At 63.6% G+C, this 21,460-nt stretch carries 20 protein-coding genes; 8 read left to right on the top strand and 12 right to left on the bottom strand.

Translation table 11 applies throughout. The features are described from left to right. The first annotated feature begins 15 nt into the window (after nucleotides 1-15). Nucleotides 16-1,542, top strand: coding sequence for a M28 family peptidase (locus AC3A4M_RS04205; protein WP_498734160.1), 1,527 nt, complete (start codon nucleotides 16-18; stop codon nucleotides 1,540-1,542). 24 nt (nucleotides 1,543-1,566) lie between these two features. Here AC3A4M_RS04205 and AC3A4M_RS04200 read toward each other — a convergent pair whose 3' ends face one another. Both AC3A4M_RS04200 and AC3A4M_RS04195 read right to left on the bottom strand, forming a co-directional pair. Next, nucleotides 1,567-2,205: a VanZ family protein gene (locus tag AC3A4M_RS04200; RefSeq protein ID WP_498734159.1), complete on the bottom strand. Its 639-nt coding sequence runs from the start codon at nucleotides 2,203-2,205 to the stop codon at nucleotides 1,567-1,569. A gap of 50 nt (nucleotides 2,206-2,255) precedes the next feature. Next, nucleotides 2,256-3,974, bottom strand: a complete 1,719-nt coding sequence (locus AC3A4M_RS04195) for a sensor histidine kinase (protein ID WP_498734158.1) — start codon at nucleotides 3,972-3,974, stop codon at nucleotides 2,256-2,258. Between the two features lie 213 nt (nucleotides 3,975-4,187). Between AC3A4M_RS04195 and AC3A4M_RS04190 the strand changes: the two genes are divergently transcribed. Further along, nucleotides 4,188-5,018, top strand: coding sequence for a response regulator transcription factor (locus tag AC3A4M_RS04190; protein ID WP_498734157.1), 831 nt, complete (start codon nucleotides 4,188-4,190; stop codon nucleotides 5,016-5,018). 49 nt (nucleotides 5,019-5,067) lie between these two features. Here the strand turns inward: AC3A4M_RS04190 and AC3A4M_RS04185 are convergent, their stop codons facing one another. From AC3A4M_RS04185 to deoC, 4 genes are all read right to left on the bottom strand, one after another. Then, nucleotides 5,068-5,469: a hypothetical protein gene (locus AC3A4M_RS04185; RefSeq protein WP_498734156.1), complete on the bottom strand. Its 402-nt coding sequence runs from the start codon at nucleotides 5,467-5,469 to the stop codon at nucleotides 5,068-5,070. A gap of 263 nt (nucleotides 5,470-5,732) precedes the next feature. Further along, nucleotides 5,733-7,079, bottom strand: coding sequence for a Na+/H+ antiporter NhaA (gene nhaA / locus AC3A4M_RS04180; RefSeq protein ID WP_498734780.1), 1,347 nt, complete (start codon nucleotides 7,077-7,079; stop codon nucleotides 5,733-5,735). Nucleotides 7,080-7,342: 263 nt separating this feature from the next. Beyond that, complete coding sequence (locus tag AC3A4M_RS04175) at nucleotides 7,343-7,582, bottom strand: hypothetical protein (RefSeq protein WP_074698728.1); 240 nt, start codon at nucleotides 7,580-7,582, stop codon at nucleotides 7,343-7,345. Between the two features lie 56 nt (nucleotides 7,583-7,638). Continuing rightward, nucleotides 7,639-8,346, bottom strand: coding sequence for a deoxyribose-phosphate aldolase (gene deoC / locus AC3A4M_RS04170; RefSeq protein ID WP_498734155.1), 708 nt, complete (start codon nucleotides 8,344-8,346; stop codon nucleotides 7,639-7,641). 131 nt (nucleotides 8,347-8,477) lie between these two features. Between deoC and AC3A4M_RS04165 the strand changes: the two genes are divergently transcribed. The 4 genes from AC3A4M_RS04165 (at nucleotide 8,478) to AC3A4M_RS04150 (ending at nucleotide 13,593) form a co-directional block, all read left to right on the top strand. After that, nucleotides 8,478-10,133 (top strand): ATP-binding protein, encoded by a 1,656-nt coding sequence (locus tag AC3A4M_RS04165; protein WP_498734154.1) that lies wholly within the window; start codon nucleotides 8,478-8,480, stop codon nucleotides 10,131-10,133. Between the two features lie 81 nt (nucleotides 10,134-10,214). After that, on the top strand, nucleotides 10,215-11,750 hold the full coding sequence (locus AC3A4M_RS04160; RefSeq protein ID WP_498734153.1) for a putative bifunctional diguanylate cyclase/phosphodiesterase: 1,536 nt from the start codon (nucleotides 10,215-10,217) through the stop codon (nucleotides 11,748-11,750). 9 nt (nucleotides 11,751-11,759) lie between these two features. Next, on the top strand, nucleotides 11,760-12,557 hold the full coding sequence (locus AC3A4M_RS04155) for a class I SAM-dependent methyltransferase (RefSeq protein ID WP_498734152.1): 798 nt from the start codon (nucleotides 11,760-11,762) through the stop codon (nucleotides 12,555-12,557). 127 nt (nucleotides 12,558-12,684) lie between these two features. After that, on the top strand, nucleotides 12,685-13,593 hold the full coding sequence (locus tag AC3A4M_RS04150; protein WP_498734151.1) for a formate/nitrite transporter family protein: 909 nt from the start codon (nucleotides 12,685-12,687) through the stop codon (nucleotides 13,591-13,593). Between the two features lie 10 nt (nucleotides 13,594-13,603). Here AC3A4M_RS04150 and AC3A4M_RS04145 read toward each other — a convergent pair whose 3' ends face one another. From AC3A4M_RS04145 to AC3A4M_RS04135, 3 genes are all read right to left on the bottom strand, one after another. Then, entirely contained in the window at nucleotides 13,604-13,825 is a 222-nt protein-coding gene (locus AC3A4M_RS04145; protein WP_498734150.1) for a hypothetical protein, read from the bottom strand. Nucleotides 13,826-13,958: 133 nt separating this feature from the next. Next, the gene (locus AC3A4M_RS04140; RefSeq protein WP_498734149.1) at nucleotides 13,959-14,795 is read right to left on the bottom strand and encodes a hypothetical protein; all 837 of its coding nucleotides are present in this window, start codon (nucleotides 14,793-14,795) and stop codon (nucleotides 13,959-13,961) included. 149 nt (nucleotides 14,796-14,944) lie between these two features. After that, nucleotides 14,945-15,730 carry a VOC family protein gene (locus tag AC3A4M_RS04135; protein ID WP_498734148.1) on the bottom strand — a complete coding sequence of 262 codons (786 nt, stop codon included), beginning with the start codon at nucleotides 15,728-15,730 and terminating at the stop codon, nucleotides 14,945-14,947. Nucleotides 15,731-15,989: 259 nt separating this feature from the next. Between AC3A4M_RS04135 and AC3A4M_RS04130 the strand changes: the two genes are divergently transcribed. After that, nucleotides 15,990-17,453 carry an aldehyde dehydrogenase family protein gene (locus tag AC3A4M_RS04130; RefSeq protein ID WP_498734147.1) on the top strand — a complete coding sequence of 488 codons (1,464 nt, stop codon included), beginning with the start codon at nucleotides 15,990-15,992 and terminating at the stop codon, nucleotides 17,451-17,453. 146 nt (nucleotides 17,454-17,599) lie between these two features. Further along, a complete protein-coding gene (locus tag AC3A4M_RS04125; protein ID WP_498734146.1) occupies nucleotides 17,600-17,938 on the top strand; it encodes a hypothetical protein in 339 nt (112 codons plus the stop codon). A 22-nt stretch (nucleotides 17,939-17,960) separates the two neighbouring features. On the opposite strand, the gene AC3A4M_RS04120 is transcribed toward AC3A4M_RS04125, so the two are convergent. The 3 genes from AC3A4M_RS04120 to cobA form a co-directional block, all read right to left on the bottom strand. Further along, a complete protein-coding gene (locus tag AC3A4M_RS04120; RefSeq protein WP_498734145.1) occupies nucleotides 17,961-18,941 on the bottom strand; it encodes a hypothetical protein in 981 nt (326 codons plus the stop codon). Nucleotides 18,942-19,213: 272 nt separating this feature from the next. Continuing rightward, nucleotides 19,214-20,413, bottom strand: coding sequence for a uroporphyrinogen-III synthase (locus tag AC3A4M_RS04115; protein ID WP_498734144.1), 1,200 nt, complete (start codon nucleotides 20,411-20,413; stop codon nucleotides 19,214-19,216). Then, complete coding sequence (gene cobA, locus AC3A4M_RS04110; protein WP_498734143.1) at nucleotides 20,410-21,435, bottom strand: uroporphyrinogen-III C-methyltransferase; 1,026 nt, start codon at nucleotides 21,433-21,435, stop codon at nucleotides 20,410-20,412. Before cobA ends, AC3A4M_RS04115 begins: the two co-directional genes overlap by 4 nt. Nucleotides 21,436-21,460: the final 25 nt, after the last annotated feature.

The following is a 21,460-nucleotide window of genomic DNA, read 5'->3' as shown; positions in this document are numbered from 1 at the left end:
ACCGAAATCAGGGGAATGACGAAAATGAATCATCGTCGCAATAAGCGTGCCGGGGCGATAACCGCCGTCGTCGCTTTGGCACTCAGCGCCGGACTGCCCGCCAACGCGGACAACGGAACGGACACGGAAAAGCTGCGTGAAGCCGTAACTGCTGAGAGCATCTTGAACCACCTTGAACAACTCCAGAAAGTGGCCACCAACAACGGCGGGAACCGTGCGGCCGGAACGGAGGGCTACGAGGCAACAGCGGAGTACATCGAGTCCGAACTGGAGGATGCCGGCTACGATCCGCAGCGCCAGTACTTCGACTACAAGCAGTTCATCGAACACACGCCCTCGGAGCTGGCCCAGGTCTCGCCGACGGAGAAGACCTATGTTAACGGAACCGACTTTACGACCATGGAGTACTCGGGTGCCGGCGAAATTGAGGCCGCGGTAACAGCGGTGGATGTTAACTTCACCGATCCAGCGGCCTCGACCAGCGGTTGCGAAGCCGCAGACTTCGAAGGCTTCACTGCCGGGAATATCGCACTGATCCAGCGGGGCACTTGCACCTTTGGGGTAAAGGCGCAGCTCGCTGCGGATGCAGGTGCTTCGGCAGCCATCATCTTCAACCAGGGCAATGGTGACGACCGGACAGGGCTGCTGAACGGAACCTTGGGAGAAGCCGCTACGATCCCGACGGTCGGTGCCACTTACGCTGTGGGCCAGGCTCTGGCCGCGGATCCGGTGACAACGGCAGGCGTCAAGGTGGATGCCGAAGTCAAGCAGTCCACCACGTTCAACATCCTGGCGGATACCGCCGGTCGGGCGGACCGCACCGTAGTGGTTGGTGCCCACCTGGACAGCGTGGCCGAAGGTCCCGGCATCAACGACAACGGCTCCGGCAGCGCTGCAATCCTCGAGACTGCCATCCAGATGGCTGAGCTGGACGATGACGGGCCGCGCAACCGCGTGCGCTTTGCGTTCTGGGGAGCAGAGGAAAGCGGGCTGATCGGCTCCACCCACTATGTCTCACAGTTGAGCAAGGAGGAGATCAAGCAGCACGCCCTCAACCTGAACTTCGACATGGTTGGCTCGCCAAACTTCGTGCGTTTTGTGTACGACGGCGACGGCGATGCTTTTGGCCAGGTCGGCCCGAACGGATCGGCCCACATTGAACATGTCTTCAACGACTACTTCGCCTCGCAGGGGCTGGCCTCAGCACCTACCGCCTTCAGTGGCCGCTCCGACTATGCTGCCTTCATCGCAAACGGCATTCCGGCAGGTGGCTTGTTCACTGGAGCCGAAGGAGTCAAAACAAAAGAAGAGGCTGCTGTCTTTGGCGGTACGGAGGGGGAAGCCTATGACCCCTGCTACCACCAGGCCTGCGACGATATCGAAAATGTGAGCATGGAGGCGCTCGATCAGATGTCCGACGCCGTCGCGCATGCCTCGCTAACCTTTGCCGAGACCACGTCTGCAGTCAACGGCACGGCCAAGGGCGGCTCCAACAGCGGTGTTGCTGACATGAAGTTCAAGGGCCACTCTGTACAGAAGTAACGCAATACGAACCCGGCATGACAGCTAGCCGTTAGCGCCGCCGTCGTTCATCTGATTCGGATGTTCGGCGGCGGCGTCCTCTTTGGCGATGCGCCGATACTCCAGGAACGCATACAGGACCACGAGGCCCAGCGCCGAACCATGGGTGTTGGCCAGCACATCCTGCATGGTCCCGAACCGGCCGGGCAGGAACGTGTCCTGGACCAGTTCGATCAGGAAGGAGACGGCGAAGGCAGCGGGCACGGCGATCCAGCGGTAGCCCGCGCGCAGGAGGGTCCCGCCGAGCAGGCCGATCGGCACGAACATCACAATGTTGGCGCTGGTCTCGACGAAGTTGTAATCGATCCAGTCCGGCGCACCGAAGGCATGCAGCTTCGCCAGCACCTGCAGGATAGTGCCGCTCGCGTCGCGGTCCACCGGCGTTGGCCACAGGACCACCAGGGCCACCGTCAACAGGTAGCCGATCAGCAGGAAGCCGGGCAGATGCCCGCGCCGCCCACCGGCAGGTGCGGTCAGCAGCCGGGCACCGTTTTTGGTATCGTGCCTTCGCCGGAACCAGGACTCTAGCCTGGCCCGGGGCCGCGGCCGGCGCACCGCCAGCACAGCGGACTTCAATCGTGCCGCCAGCGGTGCCAGTTTCGTCCCAAACTCCTTACCCTGCATGCCCAACTTCGCTGCCCACGTCCCCAGTTTGGTCCCTAACGTGTGCCGCATCAAACCCTGTCCGCCGACGTCGCCTCCGTGGGACGGATCCGGTTCCCGCCGTCGGCCGGAAGAAGGACCCTGAAAGTGGTGCCCTTGCCGAGTTCGCTGGTGAAGTTGATTGCGCCGCCGTGCGCTTCCACGATCGCTTTGGTGATCACCAGGCCAAGGCCAACTCCGGGGATGGCCGCGCGGCGGACCGTGGGGGTGCGGAAGAATTTGGTGAAGACCCCGCCCAGGTCTTCTTCCGCGATGCCCATGCCGTGGTCCTCCACCTCGAAGCCGACACTGTCCTCTGCCTGCCACGCCCGGACGGTAACGCGGCCGCCAGCGGGGGAGTACTTGATGGCATTGGAGAGCAGATTGTCCATCACCTGGCACATTCGGTCATGGTCAATGAACGCCTCAAGATCGCTGGGGCTTTCATTGACCAGCACGACGCCGGATTCCTCCGCCCGAGGTGTTGCCGAAGCCAGGCAGGATGCGATGACGTCCGCCAGATCGGCGTTCCGTTGCTCGATCTTGGCCGGGCCGGAGGCGGTGGTGAGCAGGTCCGAGACAAGCTGGAGCAGCCGCTCGGCATTGCGCAGCGCCACGCGCAGGGATACAGCCATGGAGCCATCCGGATCCTTCAGCTGGGTCTCCTCCAGCGCCAGATCGAGGTAGCCGATGATTGAGGTCAGCGGTGTGCGCAGCTCGTGCGACACGCTGGCCACGAAATCGTCTTTGGCAGCCAGGGCGTTCACCAGATCCGTGACATCGCTGAAGGCAACTACAGAACCGGCGAAGGCTCCGTCGTCGTCCCGCATGGATCTGGCGGAAATGGACATGGCCCGTTGCTGCTTGCCCTCGCCGATCCAGACCAATTCGTCGGAGAAGGTCTCCCCGCGCACGGCCCTCAGGACCGGCCGCTCATCCGGCGGGATCGGTGAAGTGCGGTCCTGTTTGTACACATGCAGCTGGCCTTCATTGGGATCAGTATTTCCTGAGGGAGCCGCCAGCATGTGGTTCTGCACTTGGCGCCGGTTCATCAGGATGTCGTGCCCGTCCTTGTCCACGGCAACCAGACCGACGCCGACCGTGTCCATCATCGTCTGCATGAGCCTGGAGCGGTCCCTGGTTTCTTCCAAGACAGCCTGAAGTTCGCGGTCTTTGGCTTCAAGGACTGACTGTTTGTCCGTCTCGCTCAGGCTGAATATCGACGCCGTGACGCAGATGGCGAGCATGATGATGGGAATCAGGAAAGGATCGGCCAGCCCGGCTGCGGTAACCGGCTCACCGGAGGTCAGAACGGGAACCCAGACCAGCATCAAGGGGGCGAAGAAGCTGATGATTCTGGCGGCAACGGGTGCAATGCCGGACCATGCCAACCAGAACACCGGGAAAACCGCCAGCATGCTCAGCCCGCTCAGGGACTCCGCACCGCCTGTCCTCAGCGCAGCTACGACAACGAAATCCAGTAGCGGGATGACCCAATAGGTGGGGTACGGCAAGCGGTCCCAGGGGACCAGAAAGCTGGCCGCTGTCAGAACTGCCAGCATGATCAGCCCCGCCTGGAAAGCGACGTTGTCAAGGGTTGCCGGGAAGAAGATTGCCGCCACCAGCGCCACGAGGGTCACGGAAATCACCAGCGGCATCTGGCTCAGGAAGACCCGGTGCCGCAGATTCAGCTCATGAAACTGCTTCCGCACGCCGATCATGGCCAGCGCGTTTTTGACGACTGCGGACATGTTCCCCGGTTTCCTGTTCCTGCAGCAGATGAGACTGGTACCCGGCACAGTTTGTTTTACCCGCCGGAAATTCAGTATAAAGGTGGGCCTGTCCCGTTCCGGCCATGGTAGCCCGGCTACGCCGGAAAAAGTGTCCGAGGTGAAAGGTATAATACGAACAGTTGTTGCATCGAGGTGCATCATGGATGTGCCGGCAAGAAGTTCGGGGGGATTTTGGAAGCATCACGGGTAGCAGTCATCGTCGAAGATGACCGCGACATACGGGACCTCATCGAAGCTGTTCTGGTTCAGTCGGGCTTCGAGGTCTACGCTGCGTCCAGCGGGGAAGAAGGCGTACAAGCCGTCGAAAAACACGACCCGTCCATCGTCACCCTGGATCTTGGCCTACCGGACATGGACGGGTTTGAAGTAGCCCGCCGCATCCGTCTCTTCAGCGATAGCTACATCATCATGCTCACCGCCCGCGCCGAAGAGCTGGACACTTTGCTGGGGCTGGAATCGGGCGCAGATGACTACATCACCAAACCGTTCCGCCCGCGCGAGCTGCGGGCCCGCGTCGCAGCCATGCTCCGGCGGCCGCGGATGGGCGAGACTGGGTCGCTTTCCGTGGGGCAGGCCCCCGTGCCAGTCGCTCCGGCCAATGGATCAGGGCAGCCGGAAGGCAACGGCCAGGCTCAGGTGGCTGAATCGGCGGCTAATGTAAACCAGCCCGGTACATACTTGCACAACGGGCTTCTGCTGAACCACCATACGCGGACCACGGAGGTCAACGGCCAGGAGATTGAGCTGACCCGCACGGAGTTCGACCTGCTCCACGCGTTGATGGAAAGCGGGCGCGTGGTGCGTACGAAGACGGACCTTGTCCGCCGGCTCCGCTACGAGGACTATGACACTGGCTCGTTTATCAGCGACGCCGATATGCGCGCCATCGAGGTCCATATCGGTAATCTGCGCAGGAAGCTGGGCGATAATTCGCGCGAGCCGCGCTGGCTGGAAACTGTTCGCGGAGTCGGTTACCGGCTAGCCCCCAAGACTCTCCGCTAACCGACCCCGCCATGTTCGGGCGTCTGGCTTCGCCCGTCCATCTGACGGATTAGTTGCCGCCGTTCCTCCGACAACCTGCCTGTGGTTCCAGGTAGTCCAGTTCTAACTGGGACATGGTGGCGCGACCGCATGCCGTGATTTCTTCCAACAGGTCCAACGTGCAGGAAGTCATAATGTCTTCGCCCAGACGAAGGAGCATTGCCTGCAGGTTCGCTGCCAACTGGGACAGTCTGCCAGCGCCGGCCATCGCGCTGGTAACCTTCACGCTCAGGACAACGTCCATGGCAGCCTTCGCATCGGAAGCCCGGATAGCCTGGCACAAACGGACTTGTCGCTCGTCCCAGATGCCGATGAAGCTCCGGACGAATGCCCGGCAGGCCTCTTCATCCTCAAGCTCATCCGCCAGCTGACGCAGCGTTTCCAGAGAGACTAGCGGCGCAACTTTCGGCATATTGCTACCGCCCTTCTGCCAGTCAATTGACCGCTCGCACTGGATCCCTGGACCTCTACCTCGCTACGACATTCATCGTGCCTTGCGATGCTCAGGATGCAGGGCAAAAAAGACTCAAGATCGGCTCAAGATTGCCTGACGTGCAAAGTTCGTCAGAATCTTGAGCAAATTTTCCGGTCTTCAATCCCGGCTGCCAGTACAAAGTGACGGTCGGATTCCAATCCTCAGGGGTGGCAACGGCATCGACAGTAAAGCGCGCTTGGTTAGCTGCGGCCCTCGCCCTCAAACACGTCGGGGATGCCGTCCTGGTCAGTGTCTGCGGTCTCGATTTCCTCGATCTTGCGGTAGTGACTGTTGCGGGCGCGCAGGATTACGGTGGCGGCCAGTGCGGAAACCAGGGAGCCGGTTAGCACCGCCACCTTCGCATGATCGTGATGCTCGGTGCCGAGGGCGAAGCTGAGGTCGTTGACCAGGAGAGAGACGGTGAAGCCGACGCCGGCGAGTATCGCGATACCGAAAACGTCGATCCACTTCAGCGTCGGGTCCAGATTGGCCTTGCTGAGTTTGGTCAAGGTCCAGGTGGTCAGCATGATGCCGATGGGCTTGCCCAGGAACAGGCCAAGGATGATACCCAAAGCAACGGTATCGGTGAGGGAGGCGCCGAAACCATCCCAGCCGCCCAACGCGACGCCGGCGGAGAAGAAGGCGAAAACGGGAACCGCGAAGCCGGTTGAGAGCGGGCGGAAGCGGTGCTCCAGCTGCTCGGCCAGACCGGGGCCGGCATCCGGGCCGCCGTCCTTTTTGCTGCGCAGCACCGGCACCATGAAGCCCAGCAGCACGCCGGCGACGGTGGCGTGAACACCGGAGGAGTGCATCAGAGCCCACGTGATGACGCCCAGCGGCAGCAGGATGACCCACGCGGCGATGTGGTTCTTGGCGAAGAACTTTGTGTACTTCTGGGTCAGGAACGCGAACAGGGCCAGCGGGACGAACATCAGGAGCAGGAACGGGACGTGGACTTCCGCAGTATAGAAGAAGGCGATGATAGCGATGGCAATAAGGTCATCCACCACAGCCAGCGTGAGGATAAAGATGCGCAGGGCGCTGGGCAGGTGCGAGCTGATGACCGCGAGGACAGCGACGGCGAAGGCGATGTCGGTCGCGGTGGGAATGGCCCAGCCTCGCAGGGCCTCGGGGCCGGCTGTCAGATTGACGATCACATAGATGAGGGCCGGGACTGCCACGCCGCCGAAGGCTGCGGCAATCGGCACGATCGCTCGGCTGGGGGATCGCAGGTCGCCTGCAACGAATTCTCGTTTAAGCTCAAGGCCCGTGAGGAAGAAGAAGATCGCCAGCAGGCCGTCGGAGGCCCATTTCCCGATGCTCAGGTCTAGATGCCAGGGCTCGTAGCCGATCTTAAAGTCACGGATAGCGAAATAGCTGTCCGCGGCGGGAGAGTTGGCCCAGATCAGGGCTGCTACCGCGGCGATCAGCAGCATGATGCCGCCGACGGTTTCCTTGCGCATCAGATCGCTGAGCCGGACATATTCCGGATAGCTGCCGCGGCTAAGAATGGTCTTCTTGCCGTTTCCGGGGGCGGGGTTAGTCAACTGGTTCTCCAGACGGTTTTTGACATCACAGACGTACTCGACGACCAGGCTTCCCGTCACACCGTGAGCCAGTTTACATCCCAGCACGTGAGGTACGTCATCTGTTACTACGTCAGCCCTGCGGCGCACATTAACTGATGTTAACGAGCTGAGCGCACAGCCTAGCTGTAGGTGCCACCGGGTTTTCGGCCAGAGCCGAGCACCGGAGTTCTCCTACAACCAAAGGCTGTGCGCCCAGGTGTGTGGGGCTGTAAAGCCTGGACTTAGCGGGAAGTGTTGAGTTCCTCGTGCGAGTCCGAGCGCCCAAGGATCTCCTTGGGGATGAAGAATGCGAGGGCAAAGAGCAGCAACCCGATGCCGAAAGCCGGAATGGCGCCGATCTGGGGCTCCAGGCCAAAGGCGACCAGGCTGGCGCAGAAGAGAACCATCATGATGACGAAGGTGATGATGTTGCTGACCAGGTGGCCTTCGCCGGAATGGGAACGCTGCTTGGGGGTTGCCATGGAACTGATTCTCCTCGTTAATGCCGTGCTAAAAGAAGTGCCCAAAATTGAGCGGATTAGTATGCGGAAGTAGCTTGCTCACCGTTAACAATAGCCACTGATGAGCTCGCTCCAATTCTTGTGGCACCGGCTTCGAGCATGGCGCGGGCGTCCTCGAGTGAACGGATGCCCCCGGAAGCCTTGACTCCGAGCTTCGGACCGACCGCCTTGCGCATCAGGGCAATGTCTTCAACGGTTGCCCCGCCGCCGCTGAAACCGGTGGAGGTTTTCACGAAATCCGCGCCCGCTTCGGCCGCGACCTCGCAGACCAGGGTCTTTTGTTCGTCGGTGAGGAAATGTGTTTCCAGAATGACCTTCAGCGCCGCCCCGCCGGCGTGCACGGCATCGGCCACGGCAGCGATGTCCGTGTACAGCGAGTTGCGGTCATTGGCGCGGGCTGCGGCGATGTTGATGACCATGTCGATTTCGTCCGCGCCGTCTAAGTTGGCACCGCGGGCCTCGTAGACCTTCACATCTGTGGGAGTGGCTCCGAACGGAAATCCGATAACGGAACAGGTCTTTACGCCGGAACCCTTGAGCGTGTTGTGCACCAGGGCAGTCCAGAGCGGGTTGGTGCAGACCGAGGCGAACTTGTGCTCCACGGCCTCCTTGCACACGGCAAGGATGTCATCGCGGGAAGCGTCCGGCTTGAGCAGCGTGTGGTCAATGTAGGAGGCGATCCCGGACATAGTCACCCTTTCGACGGCTTGTTCTGGAGCTCCCATCTTTGCATAGAAGCACTGCCCCCGCATGGGTCACGGCGAGTCGCCCGCGATGGCGGTGAACGGGTCCGCCGGCAGGCTGAAAAAGGGCGTGCCGGTAGGTTCAAGCGCCAAAGACATGGTGAGATATTGGAATGACATCTACCGCGGACTCACCGGCCGGCGGCGAGCCTGCCCCTTTGGCACTGGTCGCGGGATGTCCGGACGCGCTGACGGGCATCCCGGCGGCCCTGCGTGCAGCAGGCATCTCGGTGGTGGATGGAACCGGGGCGGCTGGAGCGGCACCGGATGTCGCCGTCGTTGCCGTGGGTCCGGACGGAAACGGTGCCGACGTGCTGGCCGGACTGTCGTCCGAAGCTGCGGAAGGAACCGGTGGAAACCTGCCGGTCATCCTGCTGGCCAGCGAGGGTATGTCCGCGGAGGAAATTGCGGCCCTGGACGTCGCCGATTTCCTGATAGGGCCTGCGCCGGAACATGAACTGCTGCTGCGGATCCGCACTTTGCTGCGACGGACAAAGCGGCAGCAGCGCCGGCGTGAGTCCACAGCACAGTTGCGCCAGCGCACCCGGGCGATTTCGGCGGCGATCCGTTCATCAAACGACCCGCAGTTCATGGCCGAACAGGTGATCGCCGGTCTGAGCGAGACTTTCGGAGCTGACCGCAGCTGGATTCGTACTTTCGGCGACGAACGCGTCCCGGCCCTGGAAATGGGCTGGGACAGCGACGGCATCAACGCCTCCGCACCGGCCCTGCCCACGGAGGAGGCAGAGCGGATGGCAGCAATGTTGTGGGAGGACGAGACGGTCCTGGCGGTGCCGGACCACGAGGGCACGGAGCTGCCCGATTGTGAATCCTTGAGCAAAGCGGCCGGCAGGGACGGGCTCAAGACCTCGGTATTAGTGCCGCTGGGCCACGGCGGCAAAGCCTTCGGGCTGCTCTGGCTCGCCGGGATAGCCAGCGCCCGTGAATGGGCGCCGATCGAGCTGTCGCTGATCCAGCACGTAGCCGGCAACCTGGCCCACGGCCTGGTGCAGGGCCAGCTGATCACCGCCCAGCGGCAGGTGCTGGACCGGGTGCGTGAACTGGATCAGGCCAAGAGTGAATTCGTCGCCACGGTCAACCACGAACTGCGGACCCCGCTGAGTTCGATCATCGGCTACCTGGACATGATCATGGACGACGGCGTGGGCCAGCTTCCGCACGAAACTGCCAGAATGCTCGAGATCGTGGATCGTAATGCCCATCGGCTGAACAACCTCGTCGAGGATGTGCTCACGCTCTCCAGAAGCGACGCCGGAAACATCCAGCAGTCCATCCAGCCGGTCAAGCTCGCCGCTTTGCTGCAGTCCGTCATTAGCACGCTGGCGCCTGCGGCAGCGTCTGGGCGAATTGATCTAAGCCTGCGGGAGCCGGCTTCGGACGTCCAGGTGGACGCGGACCAGGAACAGCTGGAGCAGGTGTTTGTGAACATCATCTCGAATGCCGTGAAGTTCACGCCCGCCGGCGGCAGCGTCGCCGTCGATATCAGCAGCAGCAGGAGTGACGCCGGGGTCCCGCGGGCTTGCGTCAAGGTACGTGACACCGGTATTGGCATCCCGGCCGACGAGGTGCACAAACTGTACGGCCGGTTCTTCCGTGCGTCCAATGCCACCGCCGCCGCCATCCAGGGCACAGGACTCGGGCTGTCCATTGTGCAGGACCTGGTGCACCAGCACGGCGGCGAACTGCACATTTCGTCCCGGCTGCATGAAGGGACCACGGTCTCCGTCCAGCTGCCCGCGCGCCGTTGATGGCCGACCGCTTGAGACAGCAACGGGAGGTAAAGGTTTCACATAAACTGGTGATGTACGTTGCCATTTTGAAGGGAACCCATGGACTCCGCACCCGCTGAGGACCCGCGGCTGCAACAGCTGGTCGAGGGTGTCGTCAAGCTGGCCGCGGGCGATCTCAGCGCCAGGATCGAGCCGTCCGAGAAACGGGATGATATCGACGCCGTCATCACCGGTGTTAACCTGCTGGCCGAGGAACTCCACTACATCTACTCGGATCTGGAACAGCGGGTGGAGGAGCGGACCGCGGCGCTGATCGAGGCGCAGTCCGAGCTGCAGCGGATGGCAATGACGGATGCGCTCACCGGCCTGGCCAACCGGGCAACTCTGCGTGAGCGGACGCAGGAAGCGTTGGCTGGTGCCGAGGGCGGGAAGCGTGCGCCGGCCGTGCTGATGCTGGACCTGGACTCGTTCAAGCCGATCAATGACAGCCTCGGCCACAGCGCCGGGGACGAGGTCCTGGTGGAAGTGGGCCGCCGGCTGAGTTCAGCCGTCCGGGACACGGACACGGTGGCCCGGCTGGGCGGGGACGAGTTCGCCATCCTCATTCCGGAGGCCACCGAAGCGGACGTCCGGGCAATTGCGGACCGTGCGCTGCGGGCGCTGCAAAGCAGCATCACCGTGGGCACCGTCTCTGTCTGGGCGATGGCCAGCATCGGCGTGAGCATCGGCGACGAGGGGACATCGGCCGCGTCCCTGCTCCGCGATGCCGACGTCGCCATGTACGAGGCCAAATCGCGCGGCCGGAACAACGTCCAGGTCTTCCACCCGTCCATGCTCCATGCCACGCAGCAGCGCTCGCGCACAGCCGCCGAGTTGCGCAACGCCATCGAGAACGGCGAACTGTCGCTGTACTACCAGCCGGTGGTGGAGCTGGCGACCGGAAGGATCATCGGGATCGAGGCGCTACTCCGCTGGGTGCACCCGACCCGCGGCATGATCATGCCAGAGAGCTTCATCCCGGTGGCCGAGGAAACCGGGCTCATCGTGGATCTGGGCCGGTGGGTACTGCAGGAGGCACTGCAACAGCTTAAGGCTTGGAACGACGTCGAACCCTTGCCTGCGCCGCTCAAGCTCCACCTGAATCTCTCGGCAGCGGAGCTGTTGCGGAACGACCTGCTGGAGGACATCGCAGGGTCGCTGGCGCGGTATGGCATCGACCCTGGGCGGCTGGTTTTCGAGATCACCGAGACCGTGCTGATGACCCGGGAAACCGAAGAGGCGCAGGTGCTGGGAAAAATCCGCGGACTCGGCGTCGGACTGCAGATCGACGACTTCGGCACGGGCTATTCCTCCATCAGCTACCTGCGGTCACTGCCCGCCGACACGGTGAAAGTGGACCAGTCCCTGATCGAGGGGATGGACAACGACGCCGGCCAACAGACCTTCGTGGCAGCGGTCCTGCAACTGATCGAGTCGGCCGGGCTGCAGGCCATTGTCGAGGGCATTGAGACCGCGGAGCAGGTTGCCCAGCTGCGCCGGCTGGGCTGCCGCTTTGGCCAGGGCTATTACTTCGGCAGGCCTGTCCCGGCGGAAGAAACCGTGGCTTTACTCAATTCACCCCTGCCGTCTGCGTAAGGTAATTTCATGCCAAAAATCTGGGACTCGGTACTGCTGCTCCCCAAGCTCGCCCGCTTGGCTTCCCGCGTACCCAAAAATCCGCATCATGCGTGGGAAAACTACTGGGCCGGCATCACCCGCACCGGCAAAGACGGCGAAGTCCTGTGGGACGCCGCCGCCGAGTCCGAGCGCCTGAGCTACCTCGCGCCGATCAAGGAGCACTTTGATCCGGCGCTGCCGGTGGTCGACGTAGGTTGCGGCAACGGAACCTACACGCGGTGGCTGGCCACCCTGTTCCCGCAGGTGCTGGGCGTGGACGTTTCCGCCAGCGCCGTCCGCCGTGCCCAGGCCGAGGCCGAAGCGGAAGGCATCCGCGATGTGGAGTTCGCGGCGATGGACGCGGTGGCCGACGGTGCCGGGGATCTGCTGCGCGAGCGGCTTGGCGGTTCCGCGAACGTGTTCCTCCGCGGCGTGCTGCATGTGCTCAAGCCGGAGGAACAGGCACGGCTGGCGGCGAACCTGCACACGCTGGTGGGGGAGCAAGGCCGCGTGTTCCTCGCCGAAACCAACTTCCAGGGCAACCGTTTCCAGTACGTGGGGCATCTCGGCGCCACCCGCCGCGGCATACCGCATCCGCTGCGGCGCGCCATCGAAGGCCTGCCCATGCCCGGACACTTCGGCCAGCGGGAGCTGACCGGAGTGTTTCCGGCCTCAAGGTGGCAGCTGCTGGTTGACGGCCCGGCCATCATCGAGGCGGTGCCGATGAAGGATGACTCGGTGACAGAGCAGATTCCCGGCTACTTCGCCGTCCTGCAGACCAACTGAGCCCTGGACCTCACTGCCGCCGCCGATGAGGGTGAGGCTCAATTTACAGAGCGGACATCAAGGCGCAATCCGGCCGGGACACCGTTTCCGTAGCGTTGCTTCGAATCAACGAGCAGCCGGCGGAAACATGTCCTACGTTAAACCGGAACGGGTGGTCGAGGCAGCCGTCGCGGCGGGCAAGGCCAAGGCGGAGGCGGGCAATCTGCAGTTGCTGATGCGCGGCATTCTTGGCGGGGCGATCTTGGCTTGCGCCACCACACTGGCGCTGGCTGCGGCCGGACAGACCACCGGAATTGTCGGCGCGATCATCTTCCCGCTGGGCTTTGTGATCATCGTGGTTCTCGGCCTGGAACTGGTTACCGGCGCCTTCGCGCTCATCCCGCTGGCCGTTTACCGGAAGCAGGCGTGCATGGCGGATATGCTGCGCAATTACGCCGTGGTCATCCTTGGGCATCTGGCCGGGTGCCTGGGTTATGCGGCAGCCTACGTCGCGGTGATCACCCGGATGGGGACTTCCGGCGCCGATCCGATGGTCGCCACGCTGGTTAACCTCGCGGAGGCGAAAACGCTGGCGTACGCCGAGCTGGGCGGCGCGGGCTTGGGGCTCGTGTTCATCAAGGCCGTCCTGTGCAACTGGATGGTCACGCTGGGGGTGGTGCTATCGCTGACCTCCACCTCCACCGGCGGCAAGATCCTGGCGATGTGGCTGCCGATCACGTGCTTCTTCGCCCAGGGCTTTGAGCACGCGGTGGTCAATATGTTCGTGATCCCGGCGGGCATGATGCTGGGCGCCGATGTGGGCCTGGGTGACTGGTGGCTGTGGAACCAGGGGCCCGTGCTACTGGGGAATTTCGTCGGCGGAGTGCTGCTAACCGGGTTCGCGCTCTACGTCGCGCACCTGAAAACCCCTGCTGCGGGGCCGTGGCCGGAGCAGCATGAGGAGTGGGGGAACGAACTGGCGGAGCAACTGCAACTGCAACTGGAACACGAACTGGAGACAGTGGCGTCCGCCCAGGCCGAGCCGGCCCAACGCTGACGCGGCAGCGCTAATCCGGATGATCGTCGTGCCCGGCATTGTGCTCGGCTTCCCGCGCCTCTTCCTTGGCTGCTTGCTGGTGCTGTTCGAGCTTTTCCTCGGCCTCGCGCCGCCGCTTCGCCACGGCCCTTGGGTCATCAACGGGCAAGGCGGCGCCCGGCTGGGCAGGCCCGGCAGGAGGGCTCTGGTCATGCCTGCCGTGGCCGGAGGATTTCGGTTCGTTTTCGTTCATGTGCGCATAGTTCCACATTCGTTACGCCGGCAAAAGGGCGTGTGCATTGAAGGAGAAGTGGTCTCTGACTCCGGGCCGTTCGCGGCCGGGTGCTCCCGGGGCTCCGCGCGGTGTCGGCCCGGCGCACCCGGAGTCAGAGCTTTTTGCCGGCCAGTAGCTTGGCCGCCGCTGTTCCCCGCGCACCGGCGCAGTTCTTGGTGTAGGTGCCGAAGATGAGTTTGCTGTTCACGCCCATCCGGAAAGCCATGCAGTCCGCTGCCTGTTCTATCCCGCCGGTACCGGTGGTTTTGTAGATCTTGTTCAGTTTGGCCCGCAGCGTTCCCTGCTGCGACGGCGGGTAGAGGCTGAACTCTCGGATGTGCGCGCATTCATGCAGGGCCGCATATTTCAGCAGGTTCCCCGCCGGCCGGCGGGCGACATTCATCCGTAGCGAGGTGCTGTAGGTGTAGCTGCGCAGCCGGTCCTCCTCCAGGATGATCACGTTGGGGCAGTATTTTTTGACCTGGTTGTAGACGGTCTTCTTGTAGCCCTTGTACGATCTGGGGTTCTCGTGCCGCAGCGTGACGTGCTTGGATTCCCACCGGGCTTCCTTGCCGCTGGCGTTGACCACCAGTCGGTACTTCTTCTTCACGGTGGCCGCGGTGTGGGTGGTCCGGACCGTGACTGCGGTGGAGGTGGCCTTCCCGGCCTGCTTCTTCCACGTCAGGCTCTGCAACGTGATCCACTTGCCATTGCGCGATTCCTGCAGCACGCCCGTCCGGTTGGTCTTGATGTTCCTCAGGATGTACTGCTGCGAGAAGCGTTTATAGGATGCGACGTAACCGCCCGCGTTGCTGAACAAGGCCTTCGAATTAGAACTTCCGACGGCCACCACCGACGTGGCGGGCAGGGCGGCTGTAGCCGGCGCCGCGGGAAGCATCACTGAGGCTGTGAGGGCACTGCAAAGCAGGGCAGTAGTTAGGCGCTTCACATCGAGGTCCTTCTCGAGTGACGGGCAAGGCCCTACTGCCCCGCTGGAGGAACTGCCCGCGAATGATTATGGATGGGACTCCATAATCGATGCACCGCGTACCCGGGTCAACGCCCCAATAATGGGGGCCCGGTATTAAGTATTCCGGGTCAGTCCTCCACTGCTGGCTCCTGCAGCACCCAGAAAATGGCACCGTGCGGATCCTGCAACATGGCTATCCGCCCCACGCCCGGAATTTCTACCGGTTCCTGCAGGACCGTCCCGCCGCCCTTCTGCGCAATAACGACGGCGGCATCCGCGTCTTCGGTGCCGAAGTAGACCTCCCAGCGCGGAGACCTGTCCTCGGTCTCGGGCTCCTTGAAGCCTGCCACGTACATCCCTGCGGCCTTGAGCATGGTGAAAGTGCCGCCGTCGACCTGCTCCTCGTGTGCCTCGCCGCCGAGCACGGCGAGGTAGAACGGCACGGCATGGTCCCAGTTGTCCGCTGCCAGTTCATGCCAGACGATGGTGCCGGGCTCGTTGATCAGTCCGGCGCCGGTGTGCTGCCCGGACTCCCACAGCAGTAGCGGCGTCCCGACCCCGTCCTCGATGGCTGCCATGCGGCCGGACCCGGACACGTCCGTGGCGGGCATGACGATCAGGCCGCCGGCCGGGATCACTTTCTCCAGCGTGGCATCAAGGTCATCGACGGCAAAGTAGGTGTTCCAGGCAGTGGGCACACCCGCTTCCACCGCTTCCGTGGTCTGCCCGGCGATCGCGGCGACGGGAACGCCGCCGATCGTGGCCGTGGCGTAACTGCCCTGGGCCGAACTGGTGCTGTCCGTGTATTGCCAGCCGAACAGGCCAGTGTAGAACGTCTTGGACGCCTCCGGATCCGGCGACTGTAGGTCGACCCAGGCCGGGGCGCCCTGCGGAAACTTTTCGACTGTGCTCATGGCTGCTCCTGTGTTCGGGCGGCTGATGTTGCAGTTCCCGGCCAGTCTAACCTCGCGCACGGACAGGATGGGCCGGAGGAGGACACCGGTCTGCCGCTTGCCCGGGGAAGCGCAAAAGGCGGGATAGACGCGCACCTATCTTTCCGCCGTCGTGCGTGGTAGCAAGGGAAGTAACCTTATTTTTCAATGCAGGCGCGGCTGTGCGTGTTGCAGTGCGTGGGCGCGAAGAGCGGGCGCCTGCCGGACAGGGAGGCACATCATGGCAATTCAGCGTGACCTGATTATCGGCGGAAAGCACGTTGCCGCAGCATCCGGCAAGACCACGGAGGACATCAACCCCTACACCGGCCAGCCCTATGCCACGGTGGCTGCCGCCGGTGCCGAGGACATGACCCGTGCTGTCGACGCCGCCGCCGGTGCCTTCGATCAATGGGCGGGCATGGCCCCCAGTGCACGGCGGAAAATCTTCCTGCGGGCGGCGGACCTCCTCGAGGAACGGGCCGAAGACGGCGTCTCCCTGATGGCTGGCGAAGTGGGCGGCGTGCGGAGCTGGGCCCTGTTCAACATTGGCCTGGCCGCGAACATCCTGCGTGAAGCGGCGGCGGCAACCACGGCTCCGCAGGGCGATGTGCTCGCCACGGATATGCCCGGCGTGTACTCCTTGGCGGTCCGGCAACCGTTCGGCGTGGTCGGCGCCATGTCGCCGTGGAACGCGCCGTTCATCCTGGGCATCCGGGCGATCGCGGTTCCGCTGGCGGTGGGAAACACTGCGGTGCTGAAGCCAAGCGAGGACGCCCCGCTGTCCTGCGGTCTGTTCCTGGCCGACGCGCTGCTTGACGCCGGGATCCCGGACGGTGTGCTGAATGTGGTGACCAATGCGCCCGAGGACGCGGCCGACGTCGTGAGCACCATGATCGCCGACGAGCGCGTCCGCTGTGTGAACTTCACCGGTTCCACTGCCGTGGGCCGGAAGATCGGCATGCAGGCGGCCGAGCACCTGAAGCCGGCCGTCCTGGAGCTCGGCGGGAAGAACAGCCTGGTGGTGCTCAAGGACGCCGACCTGGACTATGCGGTGAACGCGGCGGCCTTCGGGTCCTTCATGAATGCCGGGCAGATCTGCATGTCGGTGGACCGGGTGGTCGTGGACAAGAGCCTGGCAGCCGAGTTCACCGAACGCTTCGCGGCCAAGGTGTCCGGGCTTCCGACCGGTGATCCGACCGACCCGGAGACGGTAATCGGGCCTGCCGTCAATGCGAAGTCCGCGCAGCGCCAGTACAGCCTGATCGATGACGCGCTGGCCAAGGGTGCTACTGCGGTGGCCGGCGGCCACAAGCTGGAAAACTCCCTGGTTCCTGCCACCGTGCTGACCGGGACGACGCCGGATATGAAGATCTACCACGACGAGATCTTCGGCTCCGCGACTACCGTGCTGGAGGCCGACGGCCCGGAGCACGCAGTCGAGCTGTCCAACGACACCAAGTACGGCCTGACCGCGGGAGTGATCACCGAGAACATCCACGAGGGACTGAAGGTGGCGCAGCGGCTGCGTACCGGGATTGTCCATGTGAATGACCAGCCGGTGGCGGACGAGCCGATGGCGCCGTTCGGCGGGGTGCAGAACTCCGGCTACGGCAAGTTCGGCGGACAGGCCGGGATCGATTCGTTCAGCGAGCTGCGCTGGGTGACCATCCAGCAGTACGGTCACGCGCAGTACCCGTTCTAGCGGCAGGTACGTCTTCTTCTTGCGGTTAGATAACAAGTGAAACGAATGATCGGTAAATCCTTCCATCAACCTGTCGGACAAGGTATCGTATGTGTCTGTTGTCACTATGAGGATAGTGAACCGAGACTCCCTGGAAAGGGGACAAAATGCCGCATGAGGTGGCGATGCTACGTACCGACGCGTCGATGGTCACAAGGCCCTCCGACAGCACGTTGGAGCTTGGCGAATTTCTGGGCGCGCACGGGGAATGCCTCCTGCAGGAAATCCAAACCCTACTGGCAGAGCTCGAAGGCAAGGTCACCCGGTACACCTGGCTGAAGTCCTCCCAGGAAGCACCGAAGGAACAGCGGGCCGAGAACATGCGCTCCCTGGCGTTTATGCAGACGGCGTTGGAAGACATCACCGCCACGGTGGTCGGCATCTCTCTGAGTTCCGAGAACGGTCCGGGCGTAGAAACTACCGGCAAGCTCTCCAGCTGCGGCTAGCGTTTAATCGAGTCCGCTGGGACTACGTCGCCAAACGGAGAGCGGCGGTGCGTGCTGTTGCGCGCTCCATCGCCTTGGTGAGCCGGACCTTGAGTTCTTCCGGCTTCGATAAGTCCGACCAATCCACCCGGAAGAAGTTCCAATGGACCTCGGTGAGGGCGTTCTCCCGTTTCCGTTCATCGAGAATCACTTGGTCCGTGGGACGGTAGTCGAAGTACTTGCTCCTGCCATCGAATTCGAGGATCAGCCGGATCTCATTCCATGCGAAGTCCACCCGGTGATCACCGTGTCTCGTTGAAAGCCGAACCTGCAGTTCAGGCATCGGGATACCGAACGTACGCAGCAGTAGACGGGTGCGCGTTTCGCCTGGTGATTCGGAGCGGCCGTCGAGAAGGCTGAGGACGTGGCGTGTTTTCCTGATTCCCGGGGTGCCTGGCATCGCGTTGATCATCTCCTCCATCTTGCTCAGGCTGGCTCCGAGCCGCAGCGCATGATCGCCGATGATGACAGCTCGGTGCAGCTCCAGTTCGCGTGCGCAGTCTAATACCGTCCGCTCCAAACTTGTGGCAGTAATTGTTCTGCCTCTTGGCCCTTTTAGAACAACTGTTTCGCCGGCTGCCAGAGCGCGGTTGTGTGTTTGAACGTCCCCTCCGCTGGAGCGCCGGGTTGAGGAGAACGGTTGGCTGAGATGAATTGTCGAGTTGATATCCCAAATGTAGAGATGATGGAGCCGAGCTGCCGTGGTGTGGCTGTACGCGCCGGCATGGGGAGTGGTCAGAAAGTGTGCACGAATCCGCATGAGATTCTGTTGTTTACGCGTACTTTGTCGCCAGAACGATCCGAGTACATAGGCACCCCGTCGAATCCGAACCAGCACGCTCCAACGGACGGCTTCCATGCGTAAGCGTTCACCTATGCCGACCTCAGTGAGCTCTGCTGCTGTCAGGACATCCAGCTTCGGCCAGGCGGCAGTAACTCGTGCTTCGACAATTTTGCGCTGCATCGCACCATTTTCATGGCGTCGATTAAACCTACGAGTGTCGAGCGCGGGGAATGTGGACAGCACCGGTTATTGGGGACGCTGTGTAGGGACGGCCGATTGGGTTGGCACGGTTCGAGTTGGTGCGTAAAGGCGAAGTTTGAACGGGTTATTCGCTCTGGAACGGTTGGGGCCTGCGAAAGCGGTGCTGGTCGACACCGCTTTCGCAGGCTAGCACCGTTCTCATTAACCGAAGCAAGCTCAAGCTGGCTATGGCCCGTCGGTTGGGGCACGGGCTAGACGTTCAGGCGGTAGCCGCGCTTGATGACTGTGGCCACCAACGACGCGTCGGGCAGTGCCTGGCGGAGTCGGCTCATCGCCATGTCGAGTGCGTGTTCGCCGGGGGCGTCAGGCAGGCACTCCAGCAAGGCCTCGCGGGGCAGGACTGCTCCGCCGGCGGTGGCCAGCGCGCGGAAGATCGCCAGGGGTGTGGGGGACAGGTCCACCCGTTCGCCACGCAGGATAACCGAGCGGCCGCGGATCTCCAGCTCGCCAAGGGCGGTGTTGAAGCGCTGGATCTGGTTCCCGGACAGGTGCTCCACCACCAGCCGGATGAGCGCGCCCATGCGGTACCGCTCCGGCATGATGGGCCGGACACCGGCATCCTCCAGCGGTTTGGCGGTGACCGGCCCCACCGCGGCGGCAACGACGTCGTACTTGAAAGCAGTGACGAGCGCGTCGAAGAGACCCAGCTCGTGCGCGGTGCTCCATAGGGCGTCCACCGCCGGCGCGCTGGTAAAGGTGACCACGTCCAGTTGCCGGGTGATGACCGCCTCGATCAGCCGTCCCACCTTGCCCTCTGCACCCTCCGGCTTGATCCAGCGGTAGGGCGTCACGGTCAGGACGGTGGCGCCGGCGCCGCGCAGCCGGGCAAGCTGCTCGGCATCCGTGTAACCGTGCAGCTGGATAGCGACGGTCAGCCCTTCCACCCCTTCTGCCAGCAGCATGTCCACCATCGTGGCGGTGCGCTCGTCGTGGCTGATGCCGGCGTCGTCCAGTCCTGCGGCCCGGACCGCGCCGCGTGCTTTGGGACCGCGGACGAAGATCCGCGACGCCGCGAGGATGTCCATCAGGTCTTCGCCCAGACCGTGGGCGTCCGCGGCCTCGCACCAGCGGCGCATGCCGTAGGCCGTGGTGATCAGGGTGATGTCCGGGCGGGCGCCGAGAATGGCGGCGGTGTCCTGCATCAGCAGATGGTCTTCCGCCACCGGCGCGATCCGCAGCGCAGGGGCATGCAGGACCTGGGCACCGCGGCGTTCCAGCGCCGAGATAAGGTCCTCGGCACGGCGGTCCGAGGTGACGCCGACGCGGAAGCCGGCCAGGGCGTCCGCGTTCGGGAGCTCCGCCGGATTTCGGAGTTCCTGGTGCTGAGCGTGGGTGAGGTCCTGGCCGGGAGCGGAAGCGGGAGCGGGGACAGCGGCGGCGGCACCCATCATGCACCCAGCGTGTCGGCGAGCTCGGCCAGTTTGCCGGCGGTCTCTTCGCAGCCGTTGGCCAGCCGGACTACCTCGCCGATGACCAGGATGGCGGGCGGTTTCACGCCGGCTGCACCGGCGGCGGTGACGACGCCTGTCAGCGTGGAGACGGTGGTCCGCTGCGAGTCGCTGTAGCCTCTCTCGACGATTGCCACCGGCATGTCCGCCTTCATCCCGGCGCGGCGCAGCCCGGCAGTGAGCTGGGGGAGCGTGCCGACACCCATCAGGACCACAACGGTCCCGCCGAGACCGGCCAGGTGTTCGTATTCGGCACTGGTCAGCGGGGCGTGCCCGGAAACCACGGTGAACAGGTGGCTGACTTCGCGGTGTGTCACCGGGATGCCGGCGGCGGCCGGGACCGAGATGGCGCTGGTGATACCGGGGACCACAGTGACCGGGACGCCGGCCTTGGCGCAGCTGATGACTTCCTCGCCGCCGCGGCCAAAGACATACGGGTCCCCGCCCTTGAGCCGGACCACATTGTTGCCCTCCTGCGCGGACTGGATCATCAGCCGTTCGATCTCGGCCTGCGTGACTTTGTGGTGCCCGGGGCGCTTGCCGACGTCGATCAGCTCGGCACCCGGTGCGTACTCGGCCAGGTTCCGGTGCGGGGCCAGTCGGTCAAAGAAGAGGACGTCGGCCTCCTGCAGTACCTGCCGTGCCCGCACCGTCAGCAGGTCTTCGGCACCGGGACCGCCGCCGACCAGGGTGACCTGGCCGCCGGGTGCTGCGGCTTCCTCCCGGGACACCAGCAGTCCCCGCCTGCGGCAGGTTTCCGGCAACGCCGACCAGCGGGGGTCGCCGTCGTCAATCGCCACCACCAGGGCTACGCCGTCGAGCATTTCCGGCTTGTAGGCAGCAGGGGAGGACAGGGTGCGGACGGTGGCGCCGGCAGCACGATACCGGCGGACGGCACGCCGCGCAGCCTCGGGAGCGCCGGTGACGAGGACCGTGTAGCCGGTCAGATCCGTATTCGTGAACATAAGGCTTCTCCTTCAGGGGGCGGAC

Source organism: Arthrobacter sp. Soil_C_60 (assembly GCF_057656375.1).
The sequence above is the reverse complement of the archived record's forward strand: the minus strand, read 5'-3'. Positions and strand labels throughout refer to the sequence as shown.

What these genes read in the sequence shown, in the direction of transcription:
- AC3A4M_RS04200 (WP_498734159.1), bottom strand. Translation starts at nt 2,205, where the DNA reads ATGCAGGGTAAGGAGTTTGGGACGAAACTGGCACCGCTGGCGGCACGA.
- AC3A4M_RS04175 (WP_074698728.1), bottom strand. Translation starts at nt 7,582, where the DNA reads ATGGCAACCCCCAAGCAGCGTTCCCATTCCGGCGAAGGCCACCTGGTC.
- AC3A4M_RS04120 (WP_498734145.1), bottom strand. Translation starts at nt 18,941, where the DNA reads ATGCAGCGCAAAATTGTCGAAGCACGAGTTACTGCCGCCTGGCCGAAG.
- cobA (WP_498734143.1), bottom strand. Translation starts at nt 21,435, where the DNA reads ATGTTCACGAATACGGATCTGACCGGCTACACGGTCCTCGTCACCGGC.
- AC3A4M_RS04125 (WP_498734146.1), top strand. Translation starts at nt 17,600, where the DNA reads ATGCCGCATGAGGTGGCGATGCTACGTACCGACGCGTCGATGGTCACA.
- AC3A4M_RS04205 (WP_498734160.1), top strand. Translation starts at nt 16, where the DNA reads ATGACGAAAATGAATCATCGTCGCAATAAGCGTGCCGGGGCGATAACC.
- AC3A4M_RS04195 (WP_498734158.1), bottom strand. Translation starts at nt 3,974, where the DNA reads ATGTCCGCAGTCGTCAAAAACGCGCTGGCCATGATCGGCGTGCGGAAG.
- AC3A4M_RS04155 (WP_498734152.1), top strand. Translation starts at nt 11,760, where the DNA reads ATGCCAAAAATCTGGGACTCGGTACTGCTGCTCCCCAAGCTCGCCCGC.
- AC3A4M_RS04145 (WP_498734150.1), bottom strand. Translation starts at nt 13,825, where the DNA reads ATGAACGAAAACGAACCGAAATCCTCCGGCCACGGCAGGCATGACCAG.
- AC3A4M_RS04160 (WP_498734153.1), top strand. Translation starts at nt 10,215, where the DNA reads ATGGACTCCGCACCCGCTGAGGACCCGCGGCTGCAACAGCTGGTCGAG.
- deoC (WP_498734155.1), bottom strand. Translation starts at nt 8,346, where the DNA reads ATGGGAGCTCCAGAACAAGCCGTCGAAAGGGTGACTATGTCCGGGATC.
- AC3A4M_RS04115 (WP_498734144.1), bottom strand. Translation starts at nt 20,413, where the DNA reads ATGATGGGTGCCGCCGCCGCTGTCCCCGCTCCCGCTTCCGCTCCCGGC.
- AC3A4M_RS04135 (WP_498734148.1), bottom strand. Translation starts at nt 15,730, where the DNA reads ATGAGCACAGTCGAAAAGTTTCCGCAGGGCGCCCCGGCCTGGGTCGAC.
- AC3A4M_RS04185 (WP_498734156.1), bottom strand. Translation starts at nt 5,469, where the DNA reads ATGCCGAAAGTTGCGCCGCTAGTCTCTCTGGAAACGCTGCGTCAGCTG.
- AC3A4M_RS04150 (WP_498734151.1), top strand. Translation starts at nt 12,685, where the DNA reads ATGTCCTACGTTAAACCGGAACGGGTGGTCGAGGCAGCCGTCGCGGCG.
- AC3A4M_RS04165 (WP_498734154.1), top strand. Translation starts at nt 8,478, where the DNA reads ATGACATCTACCGCGGACTCACCGGCCGGCGGCGAGCCTGCCCCTTTG.
- AC3A4M_RS04130 (WP_498734147.1), top strand. Translation starts at nt 15,990, where the DNA reads ATGGCAATTCAGCGTGACCTGATTATCGGCGGAAAGCACGTTGCCGCA.